Here is a 26,505-nt window from a genome sequence, read left to right on the forward strand (position 1 = left end):
CCGGCCCCGTTCTCACGGCGCCCGAGCCGCGCCTCCCAGCCCGCGCCTCCTACGCTCCGGTGAGCGCCTCGACGACGTCGGGGTGCTCGTCCATCCACGCGCGGACGATCGGCTCGTAGTCGGTGCCTTCCGCCCCGCCGTTCTCGTTGAACATGACGTTGCAGAGCGACAACAGGTCGTCCTCGCTCAGCTCGAAGTCGCGCAGCCAGTCACTGGCGGTCGCGAAGTCCTCGTCGAAGGTCGAGCTCGCCATCGAGTGGATCTCTTCCGCCGGGCCCATCGCCCCCTCGGGGTCTTCGAGGTCGCGGATCGGGTAGGCGTCGTAGGCCCAGTGCGGTCGTGCCAACGTGGCGACGACGTTCTCACCCGCGTCGGTCCGTGCCTGCAACTCGGTCAGCAGGGCCGCCGTCGAGGACGTGACGAAGTCCATGCTCTCGAGGCCGTAGGTGGGGATGGCCTGCTCCTCGGTGATCTGGGTCAGGCCGGCACCGGGCTCGAGACCCACGATCGTGTTGCCGAACAGATCGGCGTTGGCGGCGAGCTCGTCGAGAGAGGTGATCGGGGCGTCCTCGTTCACGACGATCGTGTTGCGAGCCTCGGTGTACCAGGCGCCCAGGTCGGTCATGTCGTCGCCGAACCGGTCGACGTAGTCGGCGTGGGTGTTGGGCAGCCACGAGTCCATCACCAGGTCGTAGTCACCCGAGGCCACGCCCGAGTAACCGGGCGCGACGTCGACGTCGGTCAGCGTGACGTCGTAGCCCTCGTCCTCGAGCACGGCGCTCCACAACTGCGAGACGGCGATGCCCTCGGGCCAGCCGGCGAAGACGGCGATCGTGATCTCCCCCTGGTCGCCGTTGTCGAGCGCGGCCACGGGCGGACCACCGGGGGTGCAGGCGGTCAGGGCGAGTGCGGCCGCGCCGACCGTGGCGAGGGTGGCCAGGCGCCGGGTCCGCTTCGCGGCGTGCCTCCGGTTCGTGGGTTCCTCGGGGCGGGGCTTCGAGCTGACGGGTGTGTTCACGGTGTTCCTTTCGGGTCCGGGCGCGGGCCCGCTCTGACGCGGTCGCGGCCCGGTGGGTGAGGCACGCGCCGGTGGTGACGGGCGGGGGCTCCGTCGCATGCCGGCACGGGCAGGGCGCGTCACGACGATCGTGGGCGCCGGGTCGCCGCGGCTCTCGGCGGTGCGGTCACGGCCTCGGCCGCTCATCACATCGCAGGCGGAGGAGGCACGGTGCCGGTCGGCACCACGGCTCACCTCGAGCGCGGCTCAGCGGGTCGGCGAGACCGCACCGAAGTGAACGGTGCGGCGTGACCAGACGACGGTCCAGCCTCGGCGGCGGGGCCGCACGTCGACGGCCTGGAGGGGTGCGACGACCACGGCGGGGGCGAACGAGTCGCGCGATGCCATGGGTCCTCCGGAGTTCGGGTGCCGCTGAGTGCGGTGTCAAAGCTAGCCGCAGGAGGCGCGCACGGCCAATCGACACCCGTCGCCTGGCCCGCCCGCCGGCCGCACCGCTCGCGTACAACGCCAGGAAGTGGTCACCGCGCCAGGACTAAACCTGGCGCGGTGACCACTTCCTGGCGTCAGGCCGACCGACCACCTGCCGTCCGCACCTCCCCCACGCGACCCGGCCCGCGCCTCCTGGGCTCTACCGCGCCTCGCCGCCTCTATGCCGCGACCCGCCGACGCCGCTCCCGTCCGCGCATCACGACGACGACCGCCACCATCGCCGCGAGCGCCAGCCCCACGATGGCCGGTGCCCCGACGTCGACGGCGCTCTCGAGCCCTCCGCGGGTCGCCTGGGCGCCGAGCCACAGGGCGGTGGCCCCCTGCACCAGGTAGGCGACGAGGTATACGGCCGACAGCGTCCCCGCCCGGTGGTGTTCCGGCGCGAACCGCGACACGATCCCGAGCCCGGACGCGAAGAACAGGCTGTAGCCCACCCCCGACAACACGCAGAAGGCCAGGAACAATGCCAACGACTGCTGCGCCGCCGCCAGCACCAGGGCCGTGAAGCCGAGCGCCGTCGCCACTGCCGCCACGACGACCGCGACGACCACCGGCACCCGCCTGGACGCGAGCGCCACGACCGCGATGACGACCATCGACAGGGCGATCACCGCACCGGTGACGAACGCGTTGTCGCTACCGATCAGCGTCACGCCGATCTCGGCACCGAGCGAGAGCACCACGGCCCCGAGAGCGTAGGAGGCGCTGACACAGACGGCCGCGGCCCCGACGGCCCCGAGGAGCGCGCGGGGCACGCTCGGCCACCGTGGCCTCCAGCGCCCGGCTTTCTCGTCCCGGTCGCGAGGCAGCCGCCCGACGAGGACGAGCACGCCCAGCTCGACGACGAGCAGCACCCAGTACGTCAGGTGCAGGGGTTCGGGTGCGTACTGGACGAGGGCTCCCCCGAGCAGAGTGGCGAAGACGAGGCCGACGGCGGTGGAGGCGGTGCTGATGGCCCCGGTCCGGGCCGAGTTGACGGGCCCGGCGATGTCGATCATGGCGGCGGTGGCGGGGCTGAGCGACAGACCGACGCCGAGGCCCATGAACGCCCGGCCGACGAGCACCCAGCCGACGTCGGGTGCGAGGGCGAACAGCAACACGCCGACGATGGACGCGCCCACGCCGAGCAGGATGCTCGCGCGTCGGCCGATCGTGTCGCTGAGGCTGCCGAAGACGAGCAGCACGACCACGAGGACGAGGGGGTAGACGGCGAAGATCGCGGTGGTGACGAACGGGGTCAGCTGCCAGTCGGTGGCGTAGAGCGGGTAGACCGGCGTCGCGGCGCCGCTCGTCCACAGAGCGAGGGCGAGGACGGAGGCGCAGGTCCAGAACGCGAGTCGGTTCGGCCCCTCGGGACGAACGGAAGCAGCGAGATCACGGGGCATGACGGCGACGCTAGCACCCTGGATACGAAAAGCCTACTGAGGTAGGGTGTCGAAATGGCATCCCGTGGACCTCTCGACCCGCGTTGCGGCATCGCGCGCAGCCTGGACCTGCTCGGCGAACGCTGGGCTCTGCTCGTGGTGCGCGAGGCTCTGCTCGGGCACACGCGGTTCTCGCAGTTCCGGGCGCGGCTCGGCCTGTCGCCCGACGTGCTGACCGCACGGCTCGACTCGCTCGTCGCAGCCGGTGTGCTCGAGCGGTCGTCTTACCGGGAGGGCCAGGCCCGCGAGCGCGTCGAGTACCTGCTGACGGACGCCGGCCGCGACCTCGCCCCCGTGCTGGCCGCCCTCGCGGCCTGGGGAGACGAGCACGATCCCCACCCTGACGGCGCCGCACGCCGGTTCAGCGTCGTCGGGTCCGACGAACCGGTGCGAGTTGCGTTCGTGACGGGCGACGGGCACGTGGTCGAGCCCGCCGATGTCGCGATGGCACCGCGCCTCGACGACTGACCCGAATGCGGCCCCGCCACGTGGCCACTCGCCACCACGCGATCCGCTCATGCCTCCATCCCGCCACGGGTTGATCACTCCACCACGAGATGTGATGGCGGGTTGTTCACTTCGTGGCGTGGTGCGCGACGACTCCGCGATCTCAGCCCGTCGAGCCGCTCGCACCCCGCCTGGCCGGCCGGGGGAAGGCCGCACGCATGTGATCGCTGGTGAGCAGATCGCCGATGCCGATCATCAGCAGCGAGAAGACGATCTGCTCGACGACCATCCATTCGGGATAGAGCCCGGGGATGGTGGCGATGATCAGCGTCACGATCGGAAAAATGCGACTGAAAAGGCGGAGGCGTGAGTACGCCCAGTAGTAGCCGAGCTGTGCCCTCCAGGCGAAGACGTAGAGCGAGGCGGTGATGAACAGGACGACGGTGGACCGGAACCACACGGCCCACGGCACGTGTTCACCGCGGCTGGTGAGGACGGCGGCGATGAAGATGGCGGTGAGTCCGACGACGGTCTCGCCGAACAGCAGCCACCGGATGCCCATGAAGCTGCGGACCGTTCGCGGGTGCTGCCGCATGTCCTCGTGGATGACGTAGCCCGAGTGGCGGCCACCGGCGAGCCGGTCGAGCTGCAGCCGCTGCCACACCTTGTCGGCCGCGGCCGACAACCCCACCCCCGAGGAGGCGCGGTGCCACAACCCAGCGCCCGTCACCTTCGCACCCCGTCCACTCGTCTCACGAACACCAATGGTGCCCTATCCCACCCTCAGAACTCACCGCCGTTCGTCTGCCCGGGCTGAACCGTGAAGCACCACGAACTCGACGTCACCTGGACCTTCGAGATCCCCGTCCACACCTTGACCGAGTACCGAGTGCCGTCCTCGCTCGTGACAATCAGCCGCTCACTCTCACCATCTGGAGAAAACTGGCGCTTGGTCGTAAACCCCACGTCGTCGACAAGCTCTTCCTCCAACCTCTCGAAGTAGCCCTGTTCGTCCGGAACAGTCGAGTACTCGACGGAGGTCGACCCAGTCCACTGGAATTGCCCACCCGAACACGACATCAAGACACCATCCGGCGGCTCGAGAATGCTGACGATCTGATCCTCGGGACCCATCGATGCAAAACGTCGCTGGACAGCCATGATGTCCCGTCTGAGGGCGGGCAGGTCGACTCGATCGGTCTTTTCGTCCACGTGAAGCATCCTTCTCGCGCTGTCACGCGTTTCGCTATTGCAGCCTGATAGGCCGATGGATACAAGGACGAGAGCAGCCGCCACACACACACTCCGCGGCGCTGAATCATGCTGTTCCTCGTAGATCTCATCCGTGAGGGCATCTCGCACCTGGGCATTGTCATCGCTCGCTTCCGCAACCAGCGAGTGGTTGTCATCGAGCTTCCAGACCGGGGTGTAGCTGGCCCCGGTTGCTTCCAGCTCGACGCCATACGGCCTCACGACGTATCCGCGCGACTCGCAAGTAATCACATCGGTTCGTGTTGCGCCCGCCCCAGACACCACCGGTCGACTTCGCTTCCATCAGAAAATCCCAGTAGATGTGGAACGCCAGTGGCGGACCACTCCACCCTCAGAACCGGCCACGTTCCGTCTGCCCGGGCCGAACCGTGAAGCACCACGAACTCGCCGACACCTGAACCTTCGAAATATCCGTCCAGACGGTTATCGAATAGCGAGTACCGTCCGGCCCGTGAACGATGAGCCATTCGTCCTGGCCATCCGGTGAGAACTGCCGAGACGCGGTCAGCTCGTCGGACCCTTCCAACTCTGATTCGACCAGACGGTAGTAGTTTTCCTGGGCCGGAATGGTCGAATACTCGGCGGTCGTCGACCCAGTCCATTGGTGCCGACCACCCGAACACGACATCAGAACGCCGTTCGAGGATTCCTCGATGCTTCCTTCGACGACATCAGGCCCCATGGATACGAGGCGGCGCTGAACGACACGGATGTCTTGCCGCAATTGTCCGAGATCGATTCGGTCAGATCCCTCCTGCTCGGTTTCTTCGTCGATGTACTTAATCTGCTCAAGCCCCTCCGGGGTCTCTTGGGCGCAACCCACGACCAAGCTGGTCAACGCGGCCACGACGACCGCACACCGCACCGCGATGGATTTCATCTCATTTCTAACCATCCGGAAACAGTTCCTTCCTCACGTCATCGCGCACCGGCACATGTCGTCACTCGATTGGGCGGCGAGCGCGTGGTTGTCGCCGAGCTTTCAAACCGGGGTTCAGCGGGGGCAGGTGACGTCGAGCCATAGGTCGTGAACACACACGACGTGCCAGGGCGACTCGAAGACAGCGCTTAGGTTTGGGCTTCACCTTCCCCGGTCCCCTCCGAACGACGGCGCCTTCATCATGAATTTCGAGTGGTTCAAGAACGCCAATGGCGCACTACCCACCCCTAGAACTGGCCACCGCTCGTCTGCCCAGGCTGAACCGTAAAGCACCAGGAACTCGCAGCGATCTGTACCTTCGACGCCTGTGGAACGAGACGAATCGTGTATCGCGTTCCGGCCGCATCCTCCACGACGAGCCGATCACCACCCCATCGACTCTCTTCCCGCATCGTCGTGAACAGAGAGGAGTCCGCGAGCGCGTCCTCCATGGTTGTGTACAGGGAATCGACGTCGAAGTCAGCCGCATATTCCACCGTGGTCACGCCAGTCCATCGATGTGTTCCACCGGCGCATGACATCAAGACGCCATTCGGAGACTCGTCGACGCTCAGCACGTCGTTTTCTGGCACGAACTGGGCCAGCATCCGCTGCGATGCGCGAACATCCTCGCGGAGTGCTGGCAGGTCCACGGCGGTCGCCGCTTCGGACATGAGACTTTCCTCTCGTGAAGGTGGGACATGAGCAGAGCACCCTGCCAGACCCAGGACTGACGTTGCGGACAGCGCGATGAGAGATAGCGACCGCCTAGGAACCATGGCCGTACAGCTCCTCCCACAGGTCAGTCAGGACCTGATCGTTGTCTGCGCCCGTCTCGGCGACGAGAGCATGGTTGTCGTCGATTCTCGACGGAGCGACGATCTCCAGCCCGGACTCACCGAGCTGGATGTCGTGGGGACCCAGGTAGTACCCCTTTGAGTCGAACTCTTCCGACCGGTTCGGGTTGCGCCCCTCCCACACCCCACCCGTGCGCTGAGCAGCCTGCAGGAAGTCCCAATAGCTGTAGTCGGTGTAGGTCGTGCCCGTTCGCGCCTGCCACTCGGGCGGCATTCCCGCGCCGGCGAGTGAGACGACCTTGTCGTAGGTGGCACCCCGCACCTCGGCCGACGTGATGTTCGCGAGCCCCCAGCTGTGGCCGATCGCGATCTCTCGATGGCCGGGCTCACGTGACACAGGATCGACCGCCAGACCTCGCTGGAAGTCGTACAGGATCTTGCTCGACTTGCGAGCGAAATCGAGGTCGTTCGCCTCCGCGAAGGCCCCTACGAATTCTGCTGGGTCCCTGCGGCCTTCCGTCCCTCCAGGAAATAGCCCGTCCTTGAAGACGAACGCAGCCGTGGCCTTGCTGGGGTCGCCGTCAGACAGCCATCGGGCCATCTGCTGCACGCTCTCGGGGTCTCCATAAAACGAATCCATGTTCGTCAGCGTCCCCGGCACGTAGGTCAGCACCGTCCTGGTCCGGTCATTCCACTCCCCGATCATCTCGATGATGCGGCTCTTAGATGGGTCGAAGAGATACAGCTGCACCGTCGGCGGCTCGTCCACCGCACGCCCGAGGTAGGCACGCTCCCGCGCCAGAGCAGCGAGCGTGTCGGCATCGCCCGTCAGCCCCCGCCGCCGGAGCGGCCCCACCATCTCGTCGATCTCGGCCATCCGCCGCTTCGCGTTGAACACGTTCGCCGCAACTCTCACCGACGGCGGCAGACCGTCCAACGCCCCGATGATCGCCGGCGCACCGCGCACCAACGCCACCTGCAGTGCCGTCAGATCATCGGCGTTCCGTGCCCCCTGCCGACCCAGCTCGTCCCACCAGGCCCGCACCCGCTCGGGATCGGCGAGAAACGCCTTGTTCGTCAGCTCGGGATGGTGCTCGAGAAGGAGCATCAACTCGGTCGCCGAAAGGCCCGCCAGCAACGCCAACAGTTGCTCGGCCGACGCCGTCGCAACAGCGGCCGCGGTCACCTGCGGCAGCGCACCCATCGCCTCGGCACTCTGCAGCGCGGCAACGCACCGGCGATCGACCGCCGCCCGCTCTTCGACCAGCTCGGCCCACAGGTGCGCCACGGTGTCGAGCTCTTGTCGTTCATCGTCCATGCGCCGCTGCAGAGCCGACCGCTCACCCGAGCGGTACTCGGACTCCACGACGATTCCGATCAGGTCATCCCGGGCCGCGTCCTGCGCCTCGCGCATGATCGTCTTCAGCGTGACCCCGGTCGAGAGGATGGCCTTCTCAGCCATCGCCCGCCGCGCCTCCAGGGCCCTCCTCGACTCCTGGATCAACGACAACTCGACCGCGTACGCCTCCAGCGCCTCCGCATGATGCTCCAACCCGCGCGCCACGGCAGCCACCTCGGAGGATACGTCCGTCATCGACGCCACGAACTGCTCACCCGACCGACCCCGCCAACACTCGGTGCCCCAACTTGCCGCCTCCGCCAACCGGAACGACGCCACCTCGAGATCATCGACCTCGTCACGCCTCGCCTTCGCGAGCTGCCGGATGCCCTCCACCGAGCCCACCCCCGGGTCGCCGTCGGCGCTCACTTCGACCCCACCCCGGCCAGGTCGCCCACCGGCAAACCGGCGGCGAGCCGGGACTCGACCTGCTCGACTTCACGCATGAAGATGGTCGGAAAATCTGCCACGGCCCGGATCGCGTCGCCGGTCAGGTCCGCACGCCGCACCAGCTGCCCGGTGACCTCATCGAGCGTCCCGGCCACACTCGGCGACCCGACGTCAGCCGCCGACTCGACCGCCAGCGTCGCCGACACCTCGGCATCGACCGCCGCCGTCGACACCCGCCAGGCCACCGATGTCAACGTCCGTTCGTCCACCGTCAGATCTGCCATGCACCCTCGCCCTCCGTCATGCGACATTCACATATCGCCATCGCTGAGAGTCACCCTAGCAATGCAGAACGCCCGGTGTGGAAACGATCCACAACCGGGCGCTCTCTCCACAGGTGCACCTGTGGGACGGAACCGTGACTACGGGCGCTTGCGCTTCTCGCGCACGCGCATGTTCACCGTGATCGGCGTGCCCTCGAAACCGAAGATCTCGCGCAGACGACGCGTGATGAACCGTCGGTACTGGGGGTCGAGGAATCCGGTCGTGAACAGGACGAAGGTCGGCGGGCGGTTCGCGGCCTGGGTGCCGAACAGGATGCGCGGCTGCTTGCCCGACCGCAGGGGGTGCGGGTGCTCGGCGACGAGCTCGGCCAGCAAGGCGTTGAACTTGCCGGTCGGGATGCGGGTGTCCCACGACTCGAGGGCGAGTTCGAGGGCGGGAACGAGCTTCTCGAGGTGACGACCCGTGCGGGCCGAGATGTTGACCCGCGGCGCCCACGAGACGTGGTCGAGGTCTTGTTCGATCTCGCGCTCGAGGTAGCGACGACGGTCGTCGTCCAGCAGGTCCCACTTGTTGAACGCCAGGACGAGAGCACGGCCCGACTCGAGCACCAGGTCGATGATGCGCAGGTCCTGCGTCGAGATCTGCTCGGTGACGTCGATCACTACGACCGCGACCTCGGCCTTCTCGAGCGCGGCAGAGGTCCGCAACGACGCGTAGAAGTCGGCACCCTGCTGCAGGTGGACGCGCTTGCGGATGCCCGCGGTGTCGACGAAGGTCCACACCCGTCCGGCGATCTCGACCTGCTCGTCGACGGGGTCACGGGTCGTGCCGGCCAGTTCGTTGACCACGACGCGCTCTTCGCCCGCGGCCTTGTTGAGCAGCGAGCTCTTGCCGACGTTCGGCCGACCGAGGATCGCGACGCGACGCGGGCCGCCGATCTCTTGCTTGGCCACGGTCGACACCGCGGGCAGCTTGGTCATGCAGAGGTCGAGCAGGTCGGCGACGTTGCGCCCGTGCAGTGCCGATGCCGGGAACGGCTCGCCGAGCCCCAACGACCACAGCGATGCGGCCTCGAGGTCTTTGCGGGCGTCGTCGCTCTTGTTGGCGACGAGGATGACGGGCTTGTGCGAAGCGCGCAGCATGCGTACGACGGCCTCGTCGGTGGCGGTCGCCCCGACGTTCACGTCGACGACGAAGAGCACGGCGTCGGCCAGGTCGACGGCGATCTCGGCCTGCATGGCGACCGAGCGGTCGATGCCGATCGCGTCGGGCTCCCACCCGCCGGTGTCGACGAGGGTGAAACGGCGTCCGCCCCACTCGGCCTTGTACGAGACGCGGTCGCGCGTGACGCCCGGCTTGTCCTCGACGACGGCCTCGCGCCTCCCGAGGATGCGGTTGACCATCGCGCTCTTGCCGACGTTCGGACGGCCGACGATCGCCAGCACCGGCAGGGCCGGGGCGTAGGTCAACGCGTCAGGGTCCCACTCGGCGCCCTCGAGGACGTCGATGTCGCCCTCGTCGAGGTCGTAGTCGGTCAGGCCTGCACGCAGGGCCCTGGCACGCTGGTCGGCGTCCTCGTCGGGCATCGTCTGGATGCGGTCGACCATCTGCTCGTCGAGCTCGGGGTACTTGTCGTCGTCTGCCATGGGGTCTTCCTTAAGAAATGGGGGTGCTCGCTCGCACGAGCTCGACCACGGCCTGCACGGTCCGGTCGAAGTCGAGTTGGGTGGAGTCGACGGTGGAGACGCCGGGTGCGGCGGTCATGAAGTCGACGACCTTGCTGTCGAGCCGGTCGCGGGTCGAGAGCTGCCGAGCTGTCTCTTCGGCACTCTGCCCGGTCACCTCGGCCGAACGCCTGGCCATTCTAGCGGCTTCGCTCGCGGTCAACAGGATTCTGACCTGGGCATCCGGTGCGACGACGGTCGTGATGTCGCGCCCCTCGGTGACGATGCCCGGCTTGTCGGTCGAGGCGATGATGCGTCGGAACAGGTCGACCATGAACCGGCGGACCTCGGGCACCTTGGCCACGTGGCTGACGGCGGTCGTCACCCGCGGCGTCCGGATCTCGTCGGTCACGTCGCGACCGCCGACGGTGACCGAGGAGGCGCGGGCCGGGTCGATCCCGATCGCGTAGTGGAACGTCGGCAAGGCCGCGATGATCGCCTCCGCGTCCTCGAGGTCGACTTTGCCGTCGAGAGCGTGCAGCGCGAAGGCCCGGTAGGCCGCCCCGGTGTCTTGGTAGTCGAACCCGAGGGCGGATGCGGAGGCGCGGCTGACGCTGGACTTGCCGCTTCCGGCCGGTCCGTCGACGGCCACCACGACGTGGCGGTGCACGGCCGCGGCGGTCTCGGCGCGCAGTTCTTCGACGTGCGCTTCGCCGGCGGGACCGCCGACGCCGTGCTCCCCCGGCGAGCGCTCGAGGTCGACGTCGGCGGCCACGTCGGAGCCCGTGGCGTTCACGTCGGCGCTCACGCGAACGCCCCTGCGACGGTCCAGCCCCGGGCGTCGAGCTCGGTCACGAGTCGGTCTTCTTGTTCGGGCACGATCGATACCTCCGCGAGTCCTACCTGCGCACCCGGCGAGTGCTCGAGCCGCAGGTCTTCCAGGTTGACGCCGATCTCACCGATCTCGGTGAGCAGGCGGGCCAGCTGCCCGGGGGTGTCGTCGACCATGACGATAACCGAGCTGAACTGGGTCTGTTGCCCGTGCTTGCCGGGCAGGCGGGCGACACCGGTGTTGCCGGCGCCGATGCTTTCCGCGACGGCACGACGACTGCCCGGGGCGTCCGGCGCCTCGAGGGCGTCGACGACGCGGTCGAGGTCGGTACGGAGCTCGCGCAGCACGGCGACGACCCGCGAGGCGTTGGCCCCGAGGATCTGCGTCCAGAGCACCGGGTCGCTGCTCGCGATGCGCGTGACGTCACGGACGCCCTGACCGGCGAGGCCGAGCGACGCGTCGGGTGCGTCGCGCAGACGGGTCGCCATCAACGAGGCGACGACCTGTGGCGCGTGGCTGACGAGGGCGACGCCGGCGTCGTGCTCTTCGGGAGTCATCTCGATCGGGGTCGCCCCGAGATCGAGTGCGAGGTCCTCCACGGCGGAGGCTCGTCGGTACGTGATGTCGTCGTGCCCGGCGATGACCCAGGGGCGGCCGACGAAGAGGTCGGCGCGAGCCGAGACGGCTCCCCCGCGTTCCCGCCCGGCCATGGGGTGCGAGCCGATGTACCGCGAGACGTCGGCACCGCGCTCGCGCAATTCGGCGAGCGGGGCGACCTTGACCGATGCGACGTCGGTCACGAGCGCCTCGGGCCAGGCGCCGAGCTCGCGGGCGACGATGTCGCTCGTCACGTCGGGCGGCACGGCGACGACGACGAGCCCGGGGGTGTCGCCGTCGGCCGGGGGCCGCCCGGCGCCGTAGTCGACGGCGAGGCGGCGCGCCGCCGGCGACACGTCGTCGAGGATCACGTCGACGCCGTGTTGACGCAGTCGCAGACCGATGCTGGCACCGAGCAGACCCGAACCGACGATGCGCACCTGGCCCGCGAGCCGACGGCTTCCGGCGGCCAGCGCATCGGACGTCGACGCGTCGACGGTGGACACCTCAGCGGTCGACGTGTCGGCGGTCGAGTCGTCAGGCGTGGTCGAGTCGTCGGACGAGGAGGCGCGGTGCGCGTCGGTCACGACCGCCCGCCCCCTCGGGGACCACGTCCCCCGGCGTCGGGTCGGCCACGGTAGGGACGGTCACCGCCGCGGTCGTCACGCCCACCGCGGTCGTCACGCCCGCCACGGTCGTCACGCGGGCCACGGGCGGGTCCACCGCGCGAACCGCCGCGGTCGTCACGCTGCTCACGGCCCTGGTAGCCGCCGCCGCGCGAACCGTCGCGTCCTGCGCGATCGTCGCGACCCTGGTAGCCGGCACCGCGCGAGCCACCACGGTCGTCACGGCCTTGATAGCCGCCGCGCGAATCGCCGCGGTCTCCGCGGTCGTCGCGCTGCTCACGGCCCTGGTACCCGCCACGCGAACCACCACGGTCCTCACGACCCTGGTACCCACCACGCGAACCACCACGGTCCTCACGACCCTGGTACCCACCACGCGAACCACCACGGTCGTCGCGCGAGTCGCGCCCGCCCTGGTAGCCGGCGCCGTCGGCACGACGATCGTCACGGCCACCGCGCTCGTCCTCGCCACGCTCGGCCGCGCTGCGGTCGACCCACCCGCGGTTGGTCGCCTTGCCACCGGCACGGATGCCCGAGGGACGTCCCGTGCGCGGGTCGCGGTTGGCGTCGCGGTTGGGGTAACCCGCCGCGCGCTCTTCGCCCGGGGTCAAAGGACGGTCGCCGCCACCCCGCGGTGCGCGGTCGTCGCGCGAGACGAACCCGCCGCGCGTGCCCCGGTCGTCACGCGACACGAAGCCACCACGATCGTCGCGACCACGCCCGTCGTCGTTGCGCCCCTGGTAGCCAGGACGCGAACCGCCCCGGTCGTCACGACCCTGGTAGCCGCCACGCGAACCACCGCGGTCGTCACGACCCTGGTAGCCACCACGGGCCGGACGCTCGTCGCGCCCGCGACCGTCGTCGTTACGGCCTTGGTAACCCCCACGCGACTCACCGCGGCCGTCGTCATTGCGGCCCTGGTACCCCCCACGGTCGTCCCGACCCTGGTGGCCCCCGCGAGCCGGACGCTCGTCGCTCCCGTGGTACCCGGTGCGAGCCGGGCGCCCCGCGCGTCCACGGCCGTCGTCGTTGTTTCCCTGGTAGCCACGCACGGGGCGCTCGTCGCCGGAGCGTCCGTCGTGCCGGTTGCCCTGGTAGCCGCCCCGGGTCGGACGCTCGTCACGCTGCCCGCGCCGCGCCTCCTGCTCTCGGCGCACCTGCGCCCGGCGGGAGGTCGACTCGGCCTGGTCGCGGGCCGCCGCACGGCGACGCTCGGCACGGGCGTCGGTCGCGGGGTCGTACTCTTCGTCGTCCTCGTCGTAGTAGTCCTTCTCGACCTCGTCGTCGGCGAGGGCCAGCTCGACCACGTCGGCCTCGTCGACGGGGGCGTCGGGGCTCTCGGTGATCGGGGCGGCGTCGACCGTCGAGTCCGCCGTGGCGTCACGCGAGATCGTGAGGATCGCCCCGAGCTCGACCTTGGTCAACGACCGCATGTGGCCGACCTTGAGCGTGCCGAGGTGCAGCGGGCCGAACGAGCGGCGCACGAGGTCGACAACCGGGTGGCCGACGGCCTCGAGCATGCGACGCACGATGCGGTTGCGACCCGAGTGCAGTGTGATCTCGATCAGCGACGAATCGGACGAACGCGACAGACCCGCGCCGCCGGCGACCAACGTCGCCTTGTCCGCCGCGATCGGGCCGTCGTCGAGTTCGACACCGGTCGTGAGCTCGGTGAGCACCGCGGGCGTGACGACGCCCTTGACCTTGGCGATGTAGGTCTTGGTGACACCGAACGACGGGTGCGCGAGCACGTGTGCGAGCTCGCCGTCGTTGGTCAGCACCAGCAGACCACTCGTCTCGACGTCGAGGCGGCCGACGTTGAAGAGGCGCTCTTCGTATTGCTCGGTGAACTGGCGCAGGTCGGGACGGCCGTTCTCGTCGCTGAGGGTGCTGACGATGCCGACCGGCTTGTTCAGCATGACGTAGCGACGCGTGGCGTCGAGCTGCACGGCGCTGCCGTCGACGACGATCTTGTCTTTCGTCGGGTCGATGCGACGACCGGGCTCGGTGACGACCTTGCCGTTGACCGTCACCCGACCGGCGGCGATCATGTCTTCGCTCACGCGGCGCGAGGCGACGCCGGCCGCCGCCATGACCTTCTGCAGGCGCTCACCCGAGGCCATCTCGGAGTCGTCGGACGAGAACTGACTACGCGACATCGTCGAAACCCCCCTGGCCGTCCGAGAGCAGGGGCGAGATGAGGGGCAGCTCATCGAGCGAGTTGATGCCGAGATGGGTCAAGAGGAGGCCTGTCGTTTCGTAGTTGATGGCGCCTGTCTCGGGGTCGGTGGACGACTCCGTGATCAGACCGCGACCCAGCAGCGTACGGACGACCGAGTCGACGTTGACCGCCCGAATCTGGGCGATGCTACTGCGGGTGATGGGTTGCTTGTAGGCGATGACCGCCAGCGTCTCGAGAGCCGCTGAGGACAGTTTCGTCGGGTTCTGCGTCAGCACGAAATCGCGCACGACCGGATCGTGCTCGTCACGCACGTAGAATCGCCAGCCACCGCCGACCTCACGCAGCTCGAAGCCGCGCCGGACGGTGCTGTCGACACCGTCGAAGTCGGCCACGAGCGCCGCGATCGCCCTCCGCACGGCGGGGACCGGCGCGCCGACGGCGGTGGCCAACTCGACGAGCGGCTGCGGCTCGTCGGCGACCATCAGCAGCGCCTCGAGCTGGCGTGCGATCACGACGGTCGGGTCGGCCTCTCGAGTCGGGGCATCTTGGTTCTGGGCCCCGGTCGACTCGACGGACGAGGAGGCGCGGGCGGCGTCACCCCTCATAGTCGGCCCCCAGCGCCGCCAGGTTCTCTTCGGTCCAGGTCTCGGCCACCCAGCGCACGCTGAGCTCCCCGAGCGGCTCGACCTGCTCGAACGAGATCGACGCGTGTCGGTACAACTCGAGCAGGGCGAGGAATCGTGCGACGACGACACCCTTCTCGTCGACGCCTGCGACGAGCTCGCGGAAGGTGAGGACCGCGCCGCGACGCAGCAGCGACACGACGATGGCCGCCTGCTCGCGGATGCTGACCAGGGGCGCGTGCAAGTGCTCGAGGCCGACCGTGGGGATCTCGCGGGGGGCCAACGCCACGGTGGCGAGGGCGGCGAAGTCGTCCGGCGACAGCGTCCAGACGAGCTCGGGCGTCGTGACCCGGTACTTCTGCTCGAGCCGCACCGAGCGGGCGTGCCGAGCCGCCTCGGCCGCAGCGTGCCGGGCGAACCATTCGGCGGCCTGCTTGAAGGCCCGGTACTGCAGCAGCCGGGCGAAGAGCAGGTCGCGCGCCTCGAGCAGCGCGACGTCCTCGGCATCGACGAGTTCACCCTGGGGCAACAACCCGGCGACCTTGAGGTCGAGCAGGGTGGCCGCGACGACGATGAACTCGCTGGCCTGGTCGAGATTCTCGTCGGTGTCGATGCGGCGGAGGAACGACAAGAACTCGTCGGTCACGGCGCTGAGGGCGACCTCGGTGATGTCCATCTCGCGCTTGGCGATCAGCGAGAGCAACAGGTCGAAGGGCCCACTGAAGTTCTCGAGTCGCACCTCGAACCCGGACGACACCTCGGGTGCGTCGACGCCGACGCCGACCCCCGGGGCGAGTCCGCGTACAGCGGCATCGTCGTCGTCGGTGACCTGGGCGGTCGCCGTCTCAGGCCGCGGCACCACGCGCGATCAGCTCTCGGGCCAGCTGGCGGTAGGCCTGCGCCGCCGGGTGCTCGGGAGCGAACTTGGTGATCGGGGTGCCGGCGACGGAGGCGTCGGGGAACTTGACGGTGCGGCCGATGACGGTCTCGAGCACCTGGTCGTCGAACGCCTCGACGACGCGTTCGAGCACCTCACGGCTGTGCAGGGTGCGCGAGTCGAACATGGTGGGCAGGATGCCGTCGAGCGTGATCGCCGGGTTCAACCGGTCGCGCACCTTCTCGATGGTCTCAACGAGCAGGGCGACGCCGCGCAGTGCGAAGAACTCGCACTCGAGGGGGATCAGCACACCGTGCGCCGCCGTGAGGGCGTTGACCGTCAGCAGGCCCAGCGAGGGCTGGCAGTCGATCAGGACGACGTCGTACTCGTCGCTGACCTGCCGCAGGATGCGCGCCAGGATCTGCTCACGAGCGACCTCGTTGACGAGGTGGACCTCGGCGGCCGAGAGGTCGATGTTCGCCGGCATGACGTCGAGGTTGTCGACGCGGGTGGGCACGATGACGTCGTGGGCGTCTTTGACGGCGCCGATCATCAGGTCGTAGATCGTGGCCTGGTCGTGCGACTGCACGCCGAGACCGGCGGTCAGGGCACCCTGCGGGTCGAAGTCGATCGCCAGCACACGGCGGCCGTACTCCGCGAACGCGGCGCCGAGGTTGATCGTCGTCGTGGTCTTGCCGACACCGCCCTTCTGGTTGCAGAGGGTGATGATGCGGGCCGGGCCGTGGCTCGACAACGGTGCGGGAGTCGGGAACTCGGTGCGCGGGCGCCCGGTGGGGCCGTTCGCGGGGACGGTCGCCGGAGCGCTCTCGAAGAGGGCGGGGGTGCTCGAGGTCGGCTTGGTGCTCACGGGAACGAGAGTACCGGCGACCCCCGACGCCGGCGGGCTGCCGCGCCCGGCCCGTCACCAGGAAGCCTCATGCCTTGCTTGAGGGTTTTGCCTGGTCAGCGCCGGGTCGCGACGCTTACCGAGCTCGCGGGTGCGCCGTCGAGTACACGTCCCGCAGCGCGTCAGCCGTCACCAGCGTGTAGATCTGCGTCGTCGCCACCGACGAGTGCCCGAGCAGCTCTTGCACGACCCGGACGTCGGCCCCGCCCTCGAGCAGGTGCGTCGCGAACGAGTGCCGCAACGTGTGCGGCGACACCTCGATGCCGAGCTGGGCCCGTCCGGCCGCCGCCTGGATGATCAGCCATGCGTTCTGCCGGGACACCCTGGCCCCCCGCATGCCGAGGAACAACGCAGGCGTCGGGGCTCCCCGCGGCGAGAACACCGGCCGGGCCCGGACGAGGTACGCGTCCAGAGCCCGCCGCGCGTAGCTGCCGAGCGGCACGATGCGCTGCTTGTTCCCCTTGCCGAACAGGCGCACGACGTCGCCCTCGATCACGTCGTCGACGTTCAGCGACACGGCCTCGCTCACGCGGGCACCCGTCGCGTAGAGCAGCTCGAGCAGGGCCTTGTCGCGCAACCGGGTCGGTTCGTCGCCGTCGGTCGCGGCGAGCAACGCCTCGACCTGGCCCACCGAGATCGCCTTCGGCAGGCGGCTCGGCAGCTTGGGCGGCCGGGTGGTGCCGGCCACGTCGACCGCGACCAGCCCCTCCTCGAGCGCGAAGCGGTGAAACCCGCGCACCGAGGACAGCACACGGGCCACCGAGGAGGCGCCCAGCGGTTTCTCGGCGCGGGTCGCCAGTGCGGCCGGGAACGTCGCGACGTCGGCGGGCTCGACCTCGTCGAGCGTGCGCCGCCCGGCCTCCGCCAGATGCGCACGCCACAGGACGAGGTCGCGGCGGTAGGCCGCAGTCGTGTTCGGGCTGAGGCCGCGTTCTACCGACACGTGTCTCAGGTAGCGGTCCAGCGCCTCCTCGATCGTCACGACCTCAGGCTACGACCAGGGCGCCACCCCACGGGGCCGACGGGTGTCTCAGCGGGACGCGACCGCGGCGAGCGCCGCGATGCTGAGGATGGAGTTGTGCAAACGGCCGGCGAGCACGCCCTCGACGATCTCGTCGAGCGAGACCCAACGCTTCTCGATGTCGGCCTCTTCGTCACTGCGCTCGAACGCCCCTGCCGTGGGGCTGACGCCGGTGGCTCGGTAGACCGTGACCATCTCGTCGTTGCCGCCGGGCGTGGTGTGGAACGAGACCAGTTCGTCCCAGGTCGTCGCCTGGAGGTCGACTTCTTCGGCGAGCTCGCGCTTCGCAGCGTCGAGCTTGCTCTCGCCCTCGGCGTCGAGGAGGCCCGCGGGGAGCTCCCAGTCGCGACTGCGGATCGGGTGCCGGTACTGCTTGATCACGAGCACGCGCTGCTCGTCGTCCACGGCCAGCACGGCCACGGCACCGGTGTGCGCGACGTACTCACGCACCATCGGAGAGCCGTTGTAGTCGACGGTGTCGCGCTTCACGTTCCACACCGCGCCCTCGAAGACCACCTCGGTCGTCGTGACCGTCGGTGACGCGGGCTCGTCCGCGAGCGGTCCCCTGCCCGCGACGGCCGCGTCGGTCACGCGACGACCTCGGCGGCATCGGCCTCGTCGGCCTCGTCGGCGAACAGCTTGCTCGCGTCGTGACGCTCGAGCGACGCCGCGACGAGCCCCGCGAAGAGCGGGTGCGCGTCGTTCGGGCGCGACCGCAGTTCTGGGTGGGCCTGCGTGCCGATGTAGAACGGGTGCACCGCGCGGTCGAGCTCGACGTACTCGACGAGGGTGCCGTCGGGCGAGGTGCCCGAGAAGCGCAGGCCGGCGTCGGCGATCTGCTGACGGTACTGGTTCGAGACCTCGTAGCGGTGACGGTGTCGCTCGGACACCAGCTCGGACCCGTACAGGTCGGCGGCGAGCGAGCCCGGCGTGAGGGCGGCCGGGTAGAGGCCGAGGCGCATGGTGCCGCCCAGGTCGCCGTCGGCGATGATGTCGACCTGCTCGGCCATCGTCGCGACGACCGCGTACTCGGTGTCGGGGTCGAACTCGGACGAGGAGGCGCCGGTCAGGCCGGCCTCGTTGCGTGCGTACTCGATCACCATGCACTGCAGCCCCAGGCAGAGGCCGAGCGCCGGCAGGCCGTTCTCGCGGGCGTAGCGGAGCGCACCGAGCTTGCCCTCGATGCCCCGGATGCCGAAGCCGCCGGGCACACAGATGCCGTCGACACCGCGCAGCGCCTTCGCGGCACCCTCGGGGGTCTCGCAGTCGTCGGACGGAATCCAGGTCAGCGACACCTTGGTCTGGTGCGCGAATCCGCCGGCCTTGAGCGCCTCGGTGACCGAGAGGTACGCGTCGGGCAGGTCGATGTACTTGCCGACCAGGCCGATCGTGACCTCGTGCTTGGGCTCGTGCACGGCCGTCAGAACGGGCTGCCACCCCGACCAGTCGACCTCGCCGGCCTTCTCGCCGAGACCGAGGTGGTCGATGATGTACGCGTCGAGGCCTTGGTCGTTGAGCATCGCCGGGATGTCGTAGATGCTCGCGACGTCTTTGGCGTTGACGACGGCGTCCTCGTCGACGTCGCACATCAGGGCGATCTTCTTCTTGTTGCTCTCGCTGACCGGTCGGTCGCTGCGCAGCACGAGCGCATCGGGCTGGATTCCGATCGAGCGCAGGGCGGCGACGCTGTGTTGCGTCGGCTTGGTCTTCTGCTCGCCCGAAGCGCCCATGTAGGGCACGAGCGACACGTGCACGAAGAACACGTTCTTGCGACCGAGCTCGTGACGCACCTGACGAGCGGCCTCGATGAACGGCTGGCTCTCGATGTCGCCGACGGTACCGCCGACCTCGGTGATGATGACGTCGGGCTTCGGGTCGTCGTCGGCCTGCTGGCGCATGCGCCGTTTGATCTCGTCGGTGATGTGAGGGATGACCTGCACGGTGTCGCCGAGGTATTCGCCGCGACGCTCTTTCGCGATGACGGTCGAGTAGATCTGGCCCGTCGTGACGTTCGCCGACTGACCGAGGTCGATGTCGAGGAACCGCTCGTAGTGCCCGATGTCGAGGTCCGTCTCGGCACCGTCGTCGGTGACGAAGACCTCACCGTGCTGGAACGGATTCATCGTGCCCGGATCGACGTTCAGGTACGGATCGAGCTTCTGCATGACGACCCGCAACCCGCGCGCCGTGAGCAGATTGCCCAGGCTGGCGGCCGTCAGGCCTTTTCCGAGGGAGGAGACGACGCCTCCGGTGACGAAGATGTGCTTCGTCGTGCTGGCATCTGGACCCGAGTTCTCAACGTTCACCACGGGATTCCATCCTATGTCACACCGAGCCATCGCGACAGACCACGCCTGTTACGAACGTGTGTCGGCCGTGGCCGGTCGTCGATCCGACGAGGCGAGTTCGAGCAGTTCGCGCGCGTGTTCGAGACCGCTCGAGCTGTCGGGCAGCCCCGAGAGCAGACGAGCCATCTCGGCGACGCGCTCGTCGCCCTCGAGTTGATGGACGCTGCTCGCCGTGACCTCCCCCGAGGCGTCTTTGACGACGCGGAGGTGGTTGGTGGCGAAGGCCGCGACCTGGGCGAGATGTGTCACGACGATGACCTGGGCTCGTTCGGCGAGTGCCGCGAGTCGGCGGCCGATCTCGATCGCGGCCGACCCGCCGACACCGGCGTCGACCTCGTCGAAGACGAACGTCGGGACGTCACTCGACCCGGCCATGACGACCTCGAGCGCGAGCATGACGCGGGACAACTCGCCGCCGGACGCGCCCTTGCCCAGCGGCCGGGGTTCACTGCCGGGATGCGGCCGGAGCAGCAGTGACACGACGTCACCGCCGCTCGTCCCGAGGTCGTCCCGCGGTGTGACCTCGACGACGATCTCGGCGCCGGTCATGGCCAGGGCGCTCAACTCGGCGCTGACCCGCGCCGAGAGGTCGGCCCCGGAGGCGCGGCGCAGCTCGCCGAGGACGCCCGCCCGCCGCTCGGCCTCGGCCCGCAGCTCGGCCACCTCGTCGTCGAGGTGCGCGAGCCGGTCGTCGTCTCCGTCGAGCTCGACCAAGCGTCGACTGCCGTCGTCGAGCAGACGGATGACGTCGTCGAGGGTGGGGCCGTGCTTGCGGACGAGCCCCGCCAGGTCGGCCCGGCGGGTCTGCACCGATTCGAGTTCGACGGCGACGTCGGCGTCGAGGGTGCCGAGATAGCTCGACAGGCGTGAGGCGGACTCGCCGACCTGCACGCTGACCTCGGCGAGAAGGTCGGCGATCGGCTCGAGCGCGGGGTCGTGGGGCGCGACGCGTTCGATCTGCCGTCGGGCCTCTTCGACGAGGGACACGACGTCGCGCGTGCCGTCGACCGCGTCGGTCGAGAGCACCTCGTGGGCGAGCCCGGCGGCCAGCCGGAGGTCTTCGGCGTTGCTGAGCCGCTCGGCCGTGGCATCGAGTTCGTCGAGTTCGCCCGCCACGGGAGCGAGCCCCTCGATCTCGTCGATCGCCGCCCGCAGAGTCGCGGCCTCGTCGCGCCGGGCCTCGCGGTCGCGGGTGATCTCGTCCAGTTCGGCACGGGCGGCCAGCCAGGCGTCGTAGGCGCCGCGGTAGTGCGCTGCGGCCTCGGCCAGTGCGGCCCCGCCGTGCGCGTCGACGGCGGCGCGTTGGGCGGCGGCCGACTTGAGTCGGATCTGCTCGGACTGGCCGTGCACCACCACGAGGTGGTCGGCCAGGTCGCCCAGCACGCCGATGGGGGCCGTGCGACCTCCGACGACCGCGCGGCTGCGTCCTTCGGCCGACACGACCCGGCTGAGGAAGAGCTCGCCGTCGTCCACGTCGCCGCCCGCGTCACGGACGCGCTCGACGATGGCCCCCTCGGCGGGCACCAGCCAGCGACCGTCGACCACGGCCTGGGGACTGCCCGACCGGACGACCCCGCTCTCGGCGCGCTGGCCGAGCAGCAGGCCGAGCGCCGAGACGACCATGGTCTTGCCCGCGCCGGTCTCACCCGTGACCGCGGTGAAGCCGGGCCCGAGAGGCAGCGTGGCACGGCCGATCACGCCGAGGTCGCGGATCGAGATCTCTTCGATCATCGCTCGACCCCGAGGACCCCGTCGGCCACGGACGACGGGGGCGCCGTCTCGGCGAGCACGTCCTCGACCTGCGCCGGACCCCGCCAGCCGGTGACGGGCAACTGGAACTTGGCCACGAGACGATCGGTGAACGGGCCCGTCCGCAGACGGGCGAGCCGGACCGGCTGGTCGGACCGGCTGCACTCGACCCGGGCCCCCGGGGGCAGATCGTGCTCACGCCGACCGTCGCACCACAGGATGCCGCGCGCGTCGGTGCGGCTCAAGACCTCGACGGCGAGCACCGAGTCGGGCCCGACGACGAGTGGGCGGGCGAAGAGGGCGTGAGCGCTGAGGGGCACGAGCAGGAGGGCCTGCACGGCAGGCCACACCACCGGGCCGCCGGCCGAGAACGAGTAGGCCGTCGAACCGGTCGGCGTCGACATGACGACGCCGTCGCAGCCGAACGACGACAGAGGTCGTCCGTCGACCTCGATCACCACCTCGAGCATGCGTTCACGCGAGGCCTTCTCGACCGTCGCCTCGTTCATGGCCCAGGTCTCGTAGACGACCTCGTCACGGTTGGTCACCGTGACGTCGAGCGCGAATCGCTCCTCGACCTCGTAATCGGCCGCGAGCACACGGGCGACGGTGTCGGCCATCTCGTCGCGTTCGCTCTCGGCCAGGAACCCCACGTGACCGAGGTTGACGCCGACGATGGGTGCCCGGGTGCCGCGGATCAGTTCGGCGGCCCGAAGGATCGTGCCGTCGCCGCCGAGAACGATGACGCACTCGAGGTCGTCGCAAGCCACGCCGTCGAAGAGGATCTCGACGTCGTCGATGGCGGCCGTGGGCTGGGCCCGACGGATGTCGTCCCATTCGTCACGGGGCAGCACCGGCACCACGCCGGCATCGCCCAGCAACCCGCACACCTCGAGGGCGGCGTCGATCGAGTCGGGGCGCCCCGTGTGCGAGACGACCAGGATGTGTCGTGTCGAAGAGATGTCGTTCACCCTCTCGTCAAGCTGTCGGCCGTGCTGAGCCATTCTGTCGGATTCGACCCCGCCGAGGCCGAGAAGTGCACACAGTACTCGCGGTTGCCCGAGCCGCCGACGATCGGGGACGAGATGAGCCCTGCCGTGCCGAGCCCCAGGTCGTGGGCCGCCCACAGCACGCCGGTGACGGCGTCGTTCCGCAACACGGGGTCGAGCACGAGCCCCTCGCGGACACCCTGCCGGCCCACCTCGAACTGCGGCTTGATCAGCAACACGAAGTCGTTGTCCACACCCACGCTCGACACGAGGGCCGGCAACACCATGGTCAGCGAGATGAACGACACGTCGGCGACGACGAGCGACACCGTGGAGGCGCGGCTCGTCAGCTCGGCGAACCGCTCGGCCGTCAGGTACCTCGCGTTCTCGCCCTCGACGATCGTGACCCGCGGGTCGAAGCGCACCGGGTTCGCCAGCTGCCCGTGGCCCACGTCGAGGGCCACGACGTGCTCGGCACCCCGCTCGAGGAGGACCTGTGTGAACCCTCCCGTCGACGCACCGACGTCGAGGGCCGTGCGCCCGGCCGGATCGACCGCGAAGGCGTCGAGCGCAGCCAGGAGCTTGTGTGCCGCCCGACTGACGTAGTGGTCGAGCCCGGCGACGGCGACGTCGTCGGCCTCGGCCACCCGAGCGGAGGCCTTGACGACCCCGACCCCGTTGACCGTGACGAGACCATCGCACAGCAGTCGTGCGGCATGCGTCCGCGACCGGGCGAGTCCACGGCGGGCCAGGACCGAGTCGAGGCGCTCCCCCGGGGCGTCGGAGGTCGTCATCGACCGCCCTGACCGGTGCCGTCCGGCGTGCCCTCGAGCACCGCACGGAGCTCGTCGTGGATCTGGCCGAACGCCTCGGCCCTCGAGGCCAGGGGGCGGGCCTCGATGTCGTGCAGCCGCGCGCCGAACCCGGCCCGTGCCTCCTGTCGGTCGTCGGCACTGTCGACGCCGCGGTCGGTGTGGCCGCGAAGGCTGGGATGGGGACGGTCGCTCATGGTGCCGTCCAGACTAGCCGCCGCCGCTGACGGTCGAGGCGAGGGCCGTCAGCCGTCCGCGTGCAGCTTCGGATCGACGTCGAGACCGTAGATGGCCTTGCCGGTCCCCCACACGGCGGTCGCCCCGGCACGCAGCAGGTCGACGGGGTCATCCCCTTCGGACAGCACGCGCACGACGTGACCGCGGACGGCGACGCTCGCGCCGCGGACGGTGACGACGTGGACGTCTTCCTCGTCGTGTTCGACGGTCTCGGGATACGGGCGCTCGAGCTCCCGGAGGTCGCCGACGATGAAGTCCGGCCGGGACTTCGGGTCCGCGGCGAGGACCTGCTTGGCTCCGTCGATGCCGGTCAGCACCAGGATCGAGACGAGTCCCGCCGCGTTCGCGCCGACGATGTCGGTGTCGAGCCGGTCTCCGATGAAGGCGGCCTTCGTCGCCCCGAACCGCTCGACGGCGGCCGTGAAGATCGGGATCTCGGGCTTGCCGGCAGTCACGGGCAGCCGACCCACCGCGGTGTGCACGGCCGAGACCAGGGTCCCGTTGCCGGGCGCGACGCCACGTTCTTGGGGGATCGTCCAGTCCGTGTTCGTGGCGATCCACGGGATGCCCGTGTGCAGGGCGAAGGCCGCCTCGGCCAGCTGTGTCCACCCCACGTCGGGGCTGAAGCCCTGGACCACCGCCGCCGGCGCGTCCTCGGCCGATCGGGTCACGACGAAGCCTTCGGCCTCGAGCACCGAGGTCAACCCCTCGCCGCCGACGACCAGGACGGTCGAACCGGGCGGAACCGCGTCGGCTAGGAGGCGCACGGCCGCCTGGGGGGACGTCACCACGTCGTCCGCCGACACCTCGAGCCCGTAACCGGCCAGCTGACCGGCCACGGTCTCGGCGGTCCGGGAGGCGTTGTTCGTGATGTACCCGACGCGACGCCTGCGGGCCACGTCCGTCAAACTGCCGACGGCGTGGTCGATCGCGTGCCGGCCCCGGTAGACGACCCCGTCGAGGTCGGCGAGGACGGTGTCGACGCCGTCCAGCGGAGTGCGGGCCTCAGGCACGCCGGTCGTCGATGTCGTCGGTGCCCTGCGGGTCCGTCTCGGAATGGGCAGTCTCATCGTGCGGGCCGCTCTCCTCGTCGTGTCCTGGTCGCGTGTCGCCGTCCTCGGGGTCGCTCGCGGGGACGTCCCCGTCGTCCTGCGCCGCCTCGCCCGGTTCGTTCGACGGCGCGTCCGGCGTGGCCGTCTCGTCGAATCCGACCGCGCGCTCGTCGTCGACGTCGATGTCCTCCTCGATGATCTCGACGGTCTCACCGTCCGCACCACCGTTGTCCAGGGCCGCCAGCGCGTCCTCGGCCCGGTCGGCGAGCTCGAGCCATCGCTCACCCTCGTCGGGGCGACCCAGGTCTTCGAGGACCGTCCCGTACGCCGCGAAGAGGGCCGGACTGTAGCTGAACGCCTTCGTGCGGTCGAGCTGCGGGATCTCGAGCTCGCCGAGCGCGGCCTGGGGCTGACCGAGGTCGAGGCGGGCCCCCGACATGGCGATCGCCAACGAGACGCGCACCTGCACGTCGAGGGTCGACACGTCGACGGAGCGTCCGAGCTCGAGCGCGCGCTCCGGGCGACCGAGACCACGCTCGCTGTCGACCATCAGAGGGAGCTGGTCGTCACGGCCCGAGATACGGCGGTAGGTGCGCAGTTCACGCAGCGTCAGGGCGTAGTCACCGACCTGGTAGGCGGTGATCGCGATGGTCTCGCGGACGACCGAGATGCGTCCGGCCCGACGCCCCGCCGACAACGCGTGCTTGTGCGCCTCTTCCGGGTCCTCGTCGATCAGTCGACCCGCCATGACGAGGTGTTTCGCGACCCAGTCCGCGTTCTCCTTGCTGAGCGTCTTCAACTCGCCGCGGGCGACCTTGTCGAGATCGCGGGGCTCGACGTCGTCGGGAACGTGCGCGACTTCCTGCGCCGGACGCACCGACTTGATGCCGAACGGGTCCCGATCTTCAGGAGTCTCGCGGGGCTTCCAGGCATCACGACGATCGCCACGTCCGGTGGAACCGGCTCGAGGCGCTGCCCCCCGACGGTCGTCGCCCGCCGGGCGGCCGGGTCGCTGAGGACGGTCACCATAGGGGGGACGATCACCCCGCTGGGGACGGTCTCCGTACGAAGGGCGATCTCCGCGCTGAGGACGGTCACCTGCCGCCGGACGATCCCCGCGGTAGGGGCGATCGTTCGAGGGGCGGCCGCCGGCCGGGCGACCAGTGGACGGTCGTCCCTCACCTGGGCGGTCACCACGCGGCGGACGCCCGTTCGCAGAACGTTCCCCCGAACCACGGCCACGATCGCCGGACGACGGGCGGCCACCGCTGCCGCCGCCACGATTCGGCCCTCCGCTGCCAGAGCCCGAGGAGGGTCGGCGCGGGCCGTCCTTGCGGTCGTCGTCATCGCGATCAGTCACCGAAGTGCTCCTCTTGTCGTTCTCTGCCAGCTGTCGAGTTGTGAAGGGCCGACTCTACCAAAGCGCGCATCGGCGCAGGAGGCGCGGTTCGGCGTATCGAGAATGGTCCCGTAACGCAGAAAGGCCCCTTCCGTGGAAGGGGCCTTTCTGGTGTTTCTCTAAAAGGAGTCCGGCGGTGTCCTACTCTCC

25 protein-coding genes and 1 pseudogene are annotated in these 26,505 nt (G+C 69.6%); 1 reads left to right on the forward strand and 25 read right to left on the reverse strand.

The window, feature by feature from the left end; translation table 11 throughout:
* Window positions 1–49: 49 nt before the first annotated feature.
* The 3 genes from HRF36_RS14195 to HRF36_RS14205 all read right to left on the reverse strand — a co-directional run bounded on the left by HRF36_RS14195 (window position 50) and on the right by HRF36_RS14205 (window position 2,892).
* Window positions 50–1,018, reverse strand: a complete 969-nt coding sequence (locus tag HRF36_RS14195) for a glycine betaine ABC transporter substrate-binding protein (protein ID WP_371740205.1) — start codon at window positions 1,016–1,018, stop codon at window positions 50–52.
* 246 nt (window positions 1,019–1,264) lie between these two features.
* Window positions 1,265–1,405, reverse strand: coding sequence for a hypothetical protein (locus tag HRF36_RS14200; protein WP_173210978.1), 141 nt, complete (start codon window positions 1,403–1,405; stop codon window positions 1,265–1,267).
* 260 nt (window positions 1,406–1,665) lie between these two features.
* A complete protein-coding gene (locus HRF36_RS14205; protein WP_173210980.1) occupies window positions 1,666–2,892 on the reverse strand; it encodes an MFS transporter in 1,227 nt (408 codons plus the stop codon).
* Window positions 2,893–2,946: 54 nt separating this feature from the next.
* Here HRF36_RS14205 and HRF36_RS14210 point away from each other — a divergent pair, with 54 nt between their 5' ends.
* The gene (locus HRF36_RS14210; protein WP_173210982.1) at window positions 2,947–3,399 is read left to right on the forward strand and encodes a helix-turn-helix domain-containing protein; all 453 of its coding nucleotides are present in this window, start codon (window positions 2,947–2,949) and stop codon (window positions 3,397–3,399) included.
* Between the two features lie 142 nt (window positions 3,400–3,541).
* Here HRF36_RS14210 and HRF36_RS14215 read toward each other — a convergent pair whose 3' ends face one another.
* The 22 genes and pseudogenes from HRF36_RS14215 to HRF36_RS14320 form a co-directional block, all read right to left on the reverse strand.
* Window positions 3,542–4,108 (reverse strand): hypothetical protein, encoded by a 567-nt coding sequence (locus tag HRF36_RS14215; RefSeq protein ID WP_371740207.1) that lies wholly within the window; start codon window positions 4,106–4,108, stop codon window positions 3,542–3,544.
* Between the two features lie 53 nt (window positions 4,109–4,161).
* Window positions 4,162–4,851, reverse strand: coding sequence for a hypothetical protein (locus tag HRF36_RS14220; RefSeq protein ID WP_173210984.1), 690 nt, complete (start codon window positions 4,849–4,851; stop codon window positions 4,162–4,164).
* A gap of 130 nt (window positions 4,852–4,981) precedes the next feature.
* Window positions 4,982–5,530, reverse strand: coding sequence for a hypothetical protein (locus HRF36_RS14225; RefSeq protein WP_173210986.1), 549 nt, complete (start codon window positions 5,528–5,530; stop codon window positions 4,982–4,984).
* A 287-nt stretch (window positions 5,531–5,817) separates the two neighbouring features.
* Complete coding sequence (locus HRF36_RS14230; RefSeq protein WP_173210988.1) at window positions 5,818–6,243, reverse strand: hypothetical protein; 426 nt, start codon at window positions 6,241–6,243, stop codon at window positions 5,818–5,820.
* 94 nt (window positions 6,244–6,337) lie between these two features.
* The gene (locus tag HRF36_RS14235; protein ID WP_173210990.1) at window positions 6,338–8,134 is read right to left on the reverse strand and encodes a hypothetical protein; all 1,797 of its coding nucleotides are present in this window, start codon (window positions 8,132–8,134) and stop codon (window positions 6,338–6,340) included.
* Complete coding sequence (locus HRF36_RS14240; RefSeq protein ID WP_173210992.1) at window positions 8,131–8,439, reverse strand: hypothetical protein; 309 nt, start codon at window positions 8,437–8,439, stop codon at window positions 8,131–8,133. The genes HRF36_RS14235 and HRF36_RS14240 overlap by 4 nt, the downstream gene beginning before the upstream one ends.
* A gap of 138 nt (window positions 8,440–8,577) precedes the next feature.
* Complete coding sequence (der, locus tag HRF36_RS14245) at window positions 8,578–10,026, reverse strand: ribosome biogenesis GTPase Der (protein WP_369813673.1); 1,449 nt, start codon at window positions 10,024–10,026, stop codon at window positions 8,578–8,580.
* Window positions 10,027–10,096: 70 nt separating this feature from the next.
* Window positions 10,097–10,774: a (d)CMP kinase gene (cmk, locus tag HRF36_RS14250; protein ID WP_173211036.1), complete on the reverse strand. Its 678-nt coding sequence runs from the start codon at window positions 10,772–10,774 to the stop codon at window positions 10,097–10,099.
* A gap of 134 nt (window positions 10,775–10,908) precedes the next feature.
* The gene (locus tag HRF36_RS14255; RefSeq protein WP_173211038.1) at window positions 10,909–12,006 is read right to left on the reverse strand and encodes a prephenate dehydrogenase; all 1,098 of its coding nucleotides are present in this window, start codon (window positions 12,004–12,006) and stop codon (window positions 10,909–10,911) included.
* 1,517 nt (window positions 12,007–13,523) lie between these two features.
* Window positions 13,524–14,318 (reverse strand): annotated as a pseudogene (locus HRF36_RS15950) (pseudouridine synthase); the annotation flags it as partial.
* Window positions 14,308–14,946 carry an SMC-Scp complex subunit ScpB gene (scpB, locus tag HRF36_RS14265; protein WP_173210994.1) on the reverse strand — a complete coding sequence of 213 codons (639 nt, stop codon included), beginning with the start codon at window positions 14,944–14,946 and terminating at the stop codon, window positions 14,308–14,310. The pseudogene HRF36_RS15950 and the gene scpB, both read right to left, overlap by 11 nt.
* A complete protein-coding gene (locus HRF36_RS14270; RefSeq protein ID WP_371740208.1) occupies window positions 14,936–15,826 on the reverse strand; it encodes a ScpA family protein in 891 nt (296 codons plus the stop codon). The genes scpB and HRF36_RS14270 overlap by 11 nt, the downstream gene beginning before the upstream one ends.
* Window positions 15,810–16,709, reverse strand: a complete 900-nt coding sequence (locus tag HRF36_RS14275) for a ParA family protein (protein ID WP_056044876.1) — start codon at window positions 16,707–16,709, stop codon at window positions 15,810–15,812. The genes HRF36_RS14270 and HRF36_RS14275 overlap by 17 nt, the downstream gene beginning before the upstream one ends.
* Before the next feature lie 115 nt (window positions 16,710–16,824).
* Window positions 16,825–17,730: a site-specific tyrosine recombinase XerD gene (xerD, locus tag HRF36_RS14280; RefSeq protein ID WP_173210996.1), complete on the reverse strand. Its 906-nt coding sequence runs from the start codon at window positions 17,728–17,730 to the stop codon at window positions 16,825–16,827.
* A gap of 48 nt (window positions 17,731–17,778) precedes the next feature.
* Window positions 17,779–18,360, reverse strand: a complete 582-nt coding sequence (locus tag HRF36_RS14285) for an NUDIX hydrolase (RefSeq protein ID WP_173210998.1) — start codon at window positions 18,358–18,360, stop codon at window positions 17,779–17,781.
* Window positions 18,357–20,075, reverse strand: coding sequence for a CTP synthase (locus tag HRF36_RS14290; RefSeq protein WP_371740210.1), 1,719 nt, complete (start codon window positions 20,073–20,075; stop codon window positions 18,357–18,359). Before HRF36_RS14290 ends, HRF36_RS14285 begins: the two co-directional genes overlap by 4 nt.
* A gap of 51 nt (window positions 20,076–20,126) precedes the next feature.
* Window positions 20,127–21,848: a DNA repair protein RecN gene (gene recN, locus HRF36_RS14295; protein ID WP_173211002.1), complete on the reverse strand. Its 1,722-nt coding sequence runs from the start codon at window positions 21,846–21,848 to the stop codon at window positions 20,127–20,129.
* A complete protein-coding gene (locus HRF36_RS14300; protein WP_173211004.1) occupies window positions 21,845–22,870 on the reverse strand; it encodes an NAD kinase in 1,026 nt (341 codons plus the stop codon). The genes recN and HRF36_RS14300 overlap by 4 nt, the downstream gene beginning before the upstream one ends.
* Window positions 22,834–23,649, reverse strand: coding sequence for a TlyA family RNA methyltransferase (locus HRF36_RS14305; protein ID WP_173211006.1), 816 nt, complete (start codon window positions 23,647–23,649; stop codon window positions 22,834–22,836). Before HRF36_RS14305 ends, HRF36_RS14300 begins: the two co-directional genes overlap by 37 nt.
* Entirely contained in the window at window positions 23,646–23,864 is a 219-nt protein-coding gene (locus HRF36_RS14310) for a hypothetical protein (RefSeq protein WP_173210788.1), read from the reverse strand. The genes HRF36_RS14305 and HRF36_RS14310 overlap by 4 nt, the downstream gene beginning before the upstream one ends.
* A gap of 48 nt (window positions 23,865–23,912) precedes the next feature.
* Complete coding sequence (locus HRF36_RS14315; RefSeq protein WP_371740209.1) at window positions 23,913–24,917, reverse strand: HAD-IIA family hydrolase; 1,005 nt, start codon at window positions 24,915–24,917, stop codon at window positions 23,913–23,915.
* On the reverse strand, window positions 24,910–25,833 hold the full coding sequence (locus HRF36_RS14320) for a hypothetical protein (protein WP_217271332.1): 924 nt from the start codon (window positions 25,831–25,833) through the stop codon (window positions 24,910–24,912). The genes HRF36_RS14315 and HRF36_RS14320 overlap by 8 nt, the downstream gene beginning before the upstream one ends.
* Between the last annotated feature and the right edge of the window lie 672 nt (window positions 25,834–26,505).

Origin of the sequence: Frigoribacterium sp. VKM Ac-2836 (assembly GCF_013248995.1) — a bacterium.
Lineage (GTDB): Bacteria > Actinomycetota > Actinomycetes > Actinomycetales > Microbacteriaceae > Frigoribacterium.

Bases quoted from the DNA above. Each gene is read 5' to 3' on its own strand.
- HRF36_RS14200 (WP_173210978.1), bottom strand. From the start codon at position 1,405: ATGGCATCGCGCGACTCGTTCGCCCCCGCCGTGGTCGTCGCACCCCTC.
- HRF36_RS14205 (WP_173210980.1), bottom strand. From the start codon at position 2,892: ATGCCCCGTGATCTCGCTGCTTCCGTTCGTCCCGAGGGGCCGAACCGA.
- HRF36_RS14210 (WP_173210982.1), top strand. From the start codon at position 2,947: ATGGCATCCCGTGGACCTCTCGACCCGCGTTGCGGCATCGCGCGCAGC.
- HRF36_RS14225 (WP_173210986.1), bottom strand. From the start codon at position 5,530: ATGAAATCCATCGCGGTGCGGTGTGCGGTCGTCGTGGCCGCGTTGACC.
- HRF36_RS14230 (WP_173210988.1), bottom strand. From the start codon at position 6,243: ATGTCCGAAGCGGCGACCGCCGTGGACCTGCCAGCACTCCGCGAGGAT.
- HRF36_RS14240 (WP_173210992.1), bottom strand. From the start codon at position 8,439: ATGGCAGATCTGACGGTGGACGAACGGACGTTGACATCGGTGGCCTGG.
- der (WP_369813673.1), bottom strand. From the start codon at position 10,026: ATGCCCGACGAGGACGCCGACCAGCGTGCCAGGGCCCTGCGTGCAGGC.
- scpB (WP_173210994.1), bottom strand. From the start codon at position 14,946: ATGAGGGGTGACGCCGCCCGCGCCTCCTCGTCCGTCGAGTCGACCGGG.
- recN (WP_173211002.1), bottom strand. From the start codon at position 21,848: ATGATCGAAGAGATCTCGATCCGCGACCTCGGCGTGATCGGCCGTGCC.
- HRF36_RS14300 (WP_173211004.1), bottom strand. From the start codon at position 22,870: ATGGCTCAGCACGGCCGACAGCTTGACGAGAGGGTGAACGACATCTCT.
- HRF36_RS14305 (WP_173211006.1), bottom strand. From the start codon at position 23,649: ATGACGACCTCCGACGCCCCGGGGGAGCGCCTCGACTCGGTCCTGGCC.
- HRF36_RS14310 (WP_173210788.1), bottom strand. From the start codon at position 23,864: ATGAGCGACCGTCCCCATCCCAGCCTTCGCGGCCACACCGACCGCGGC.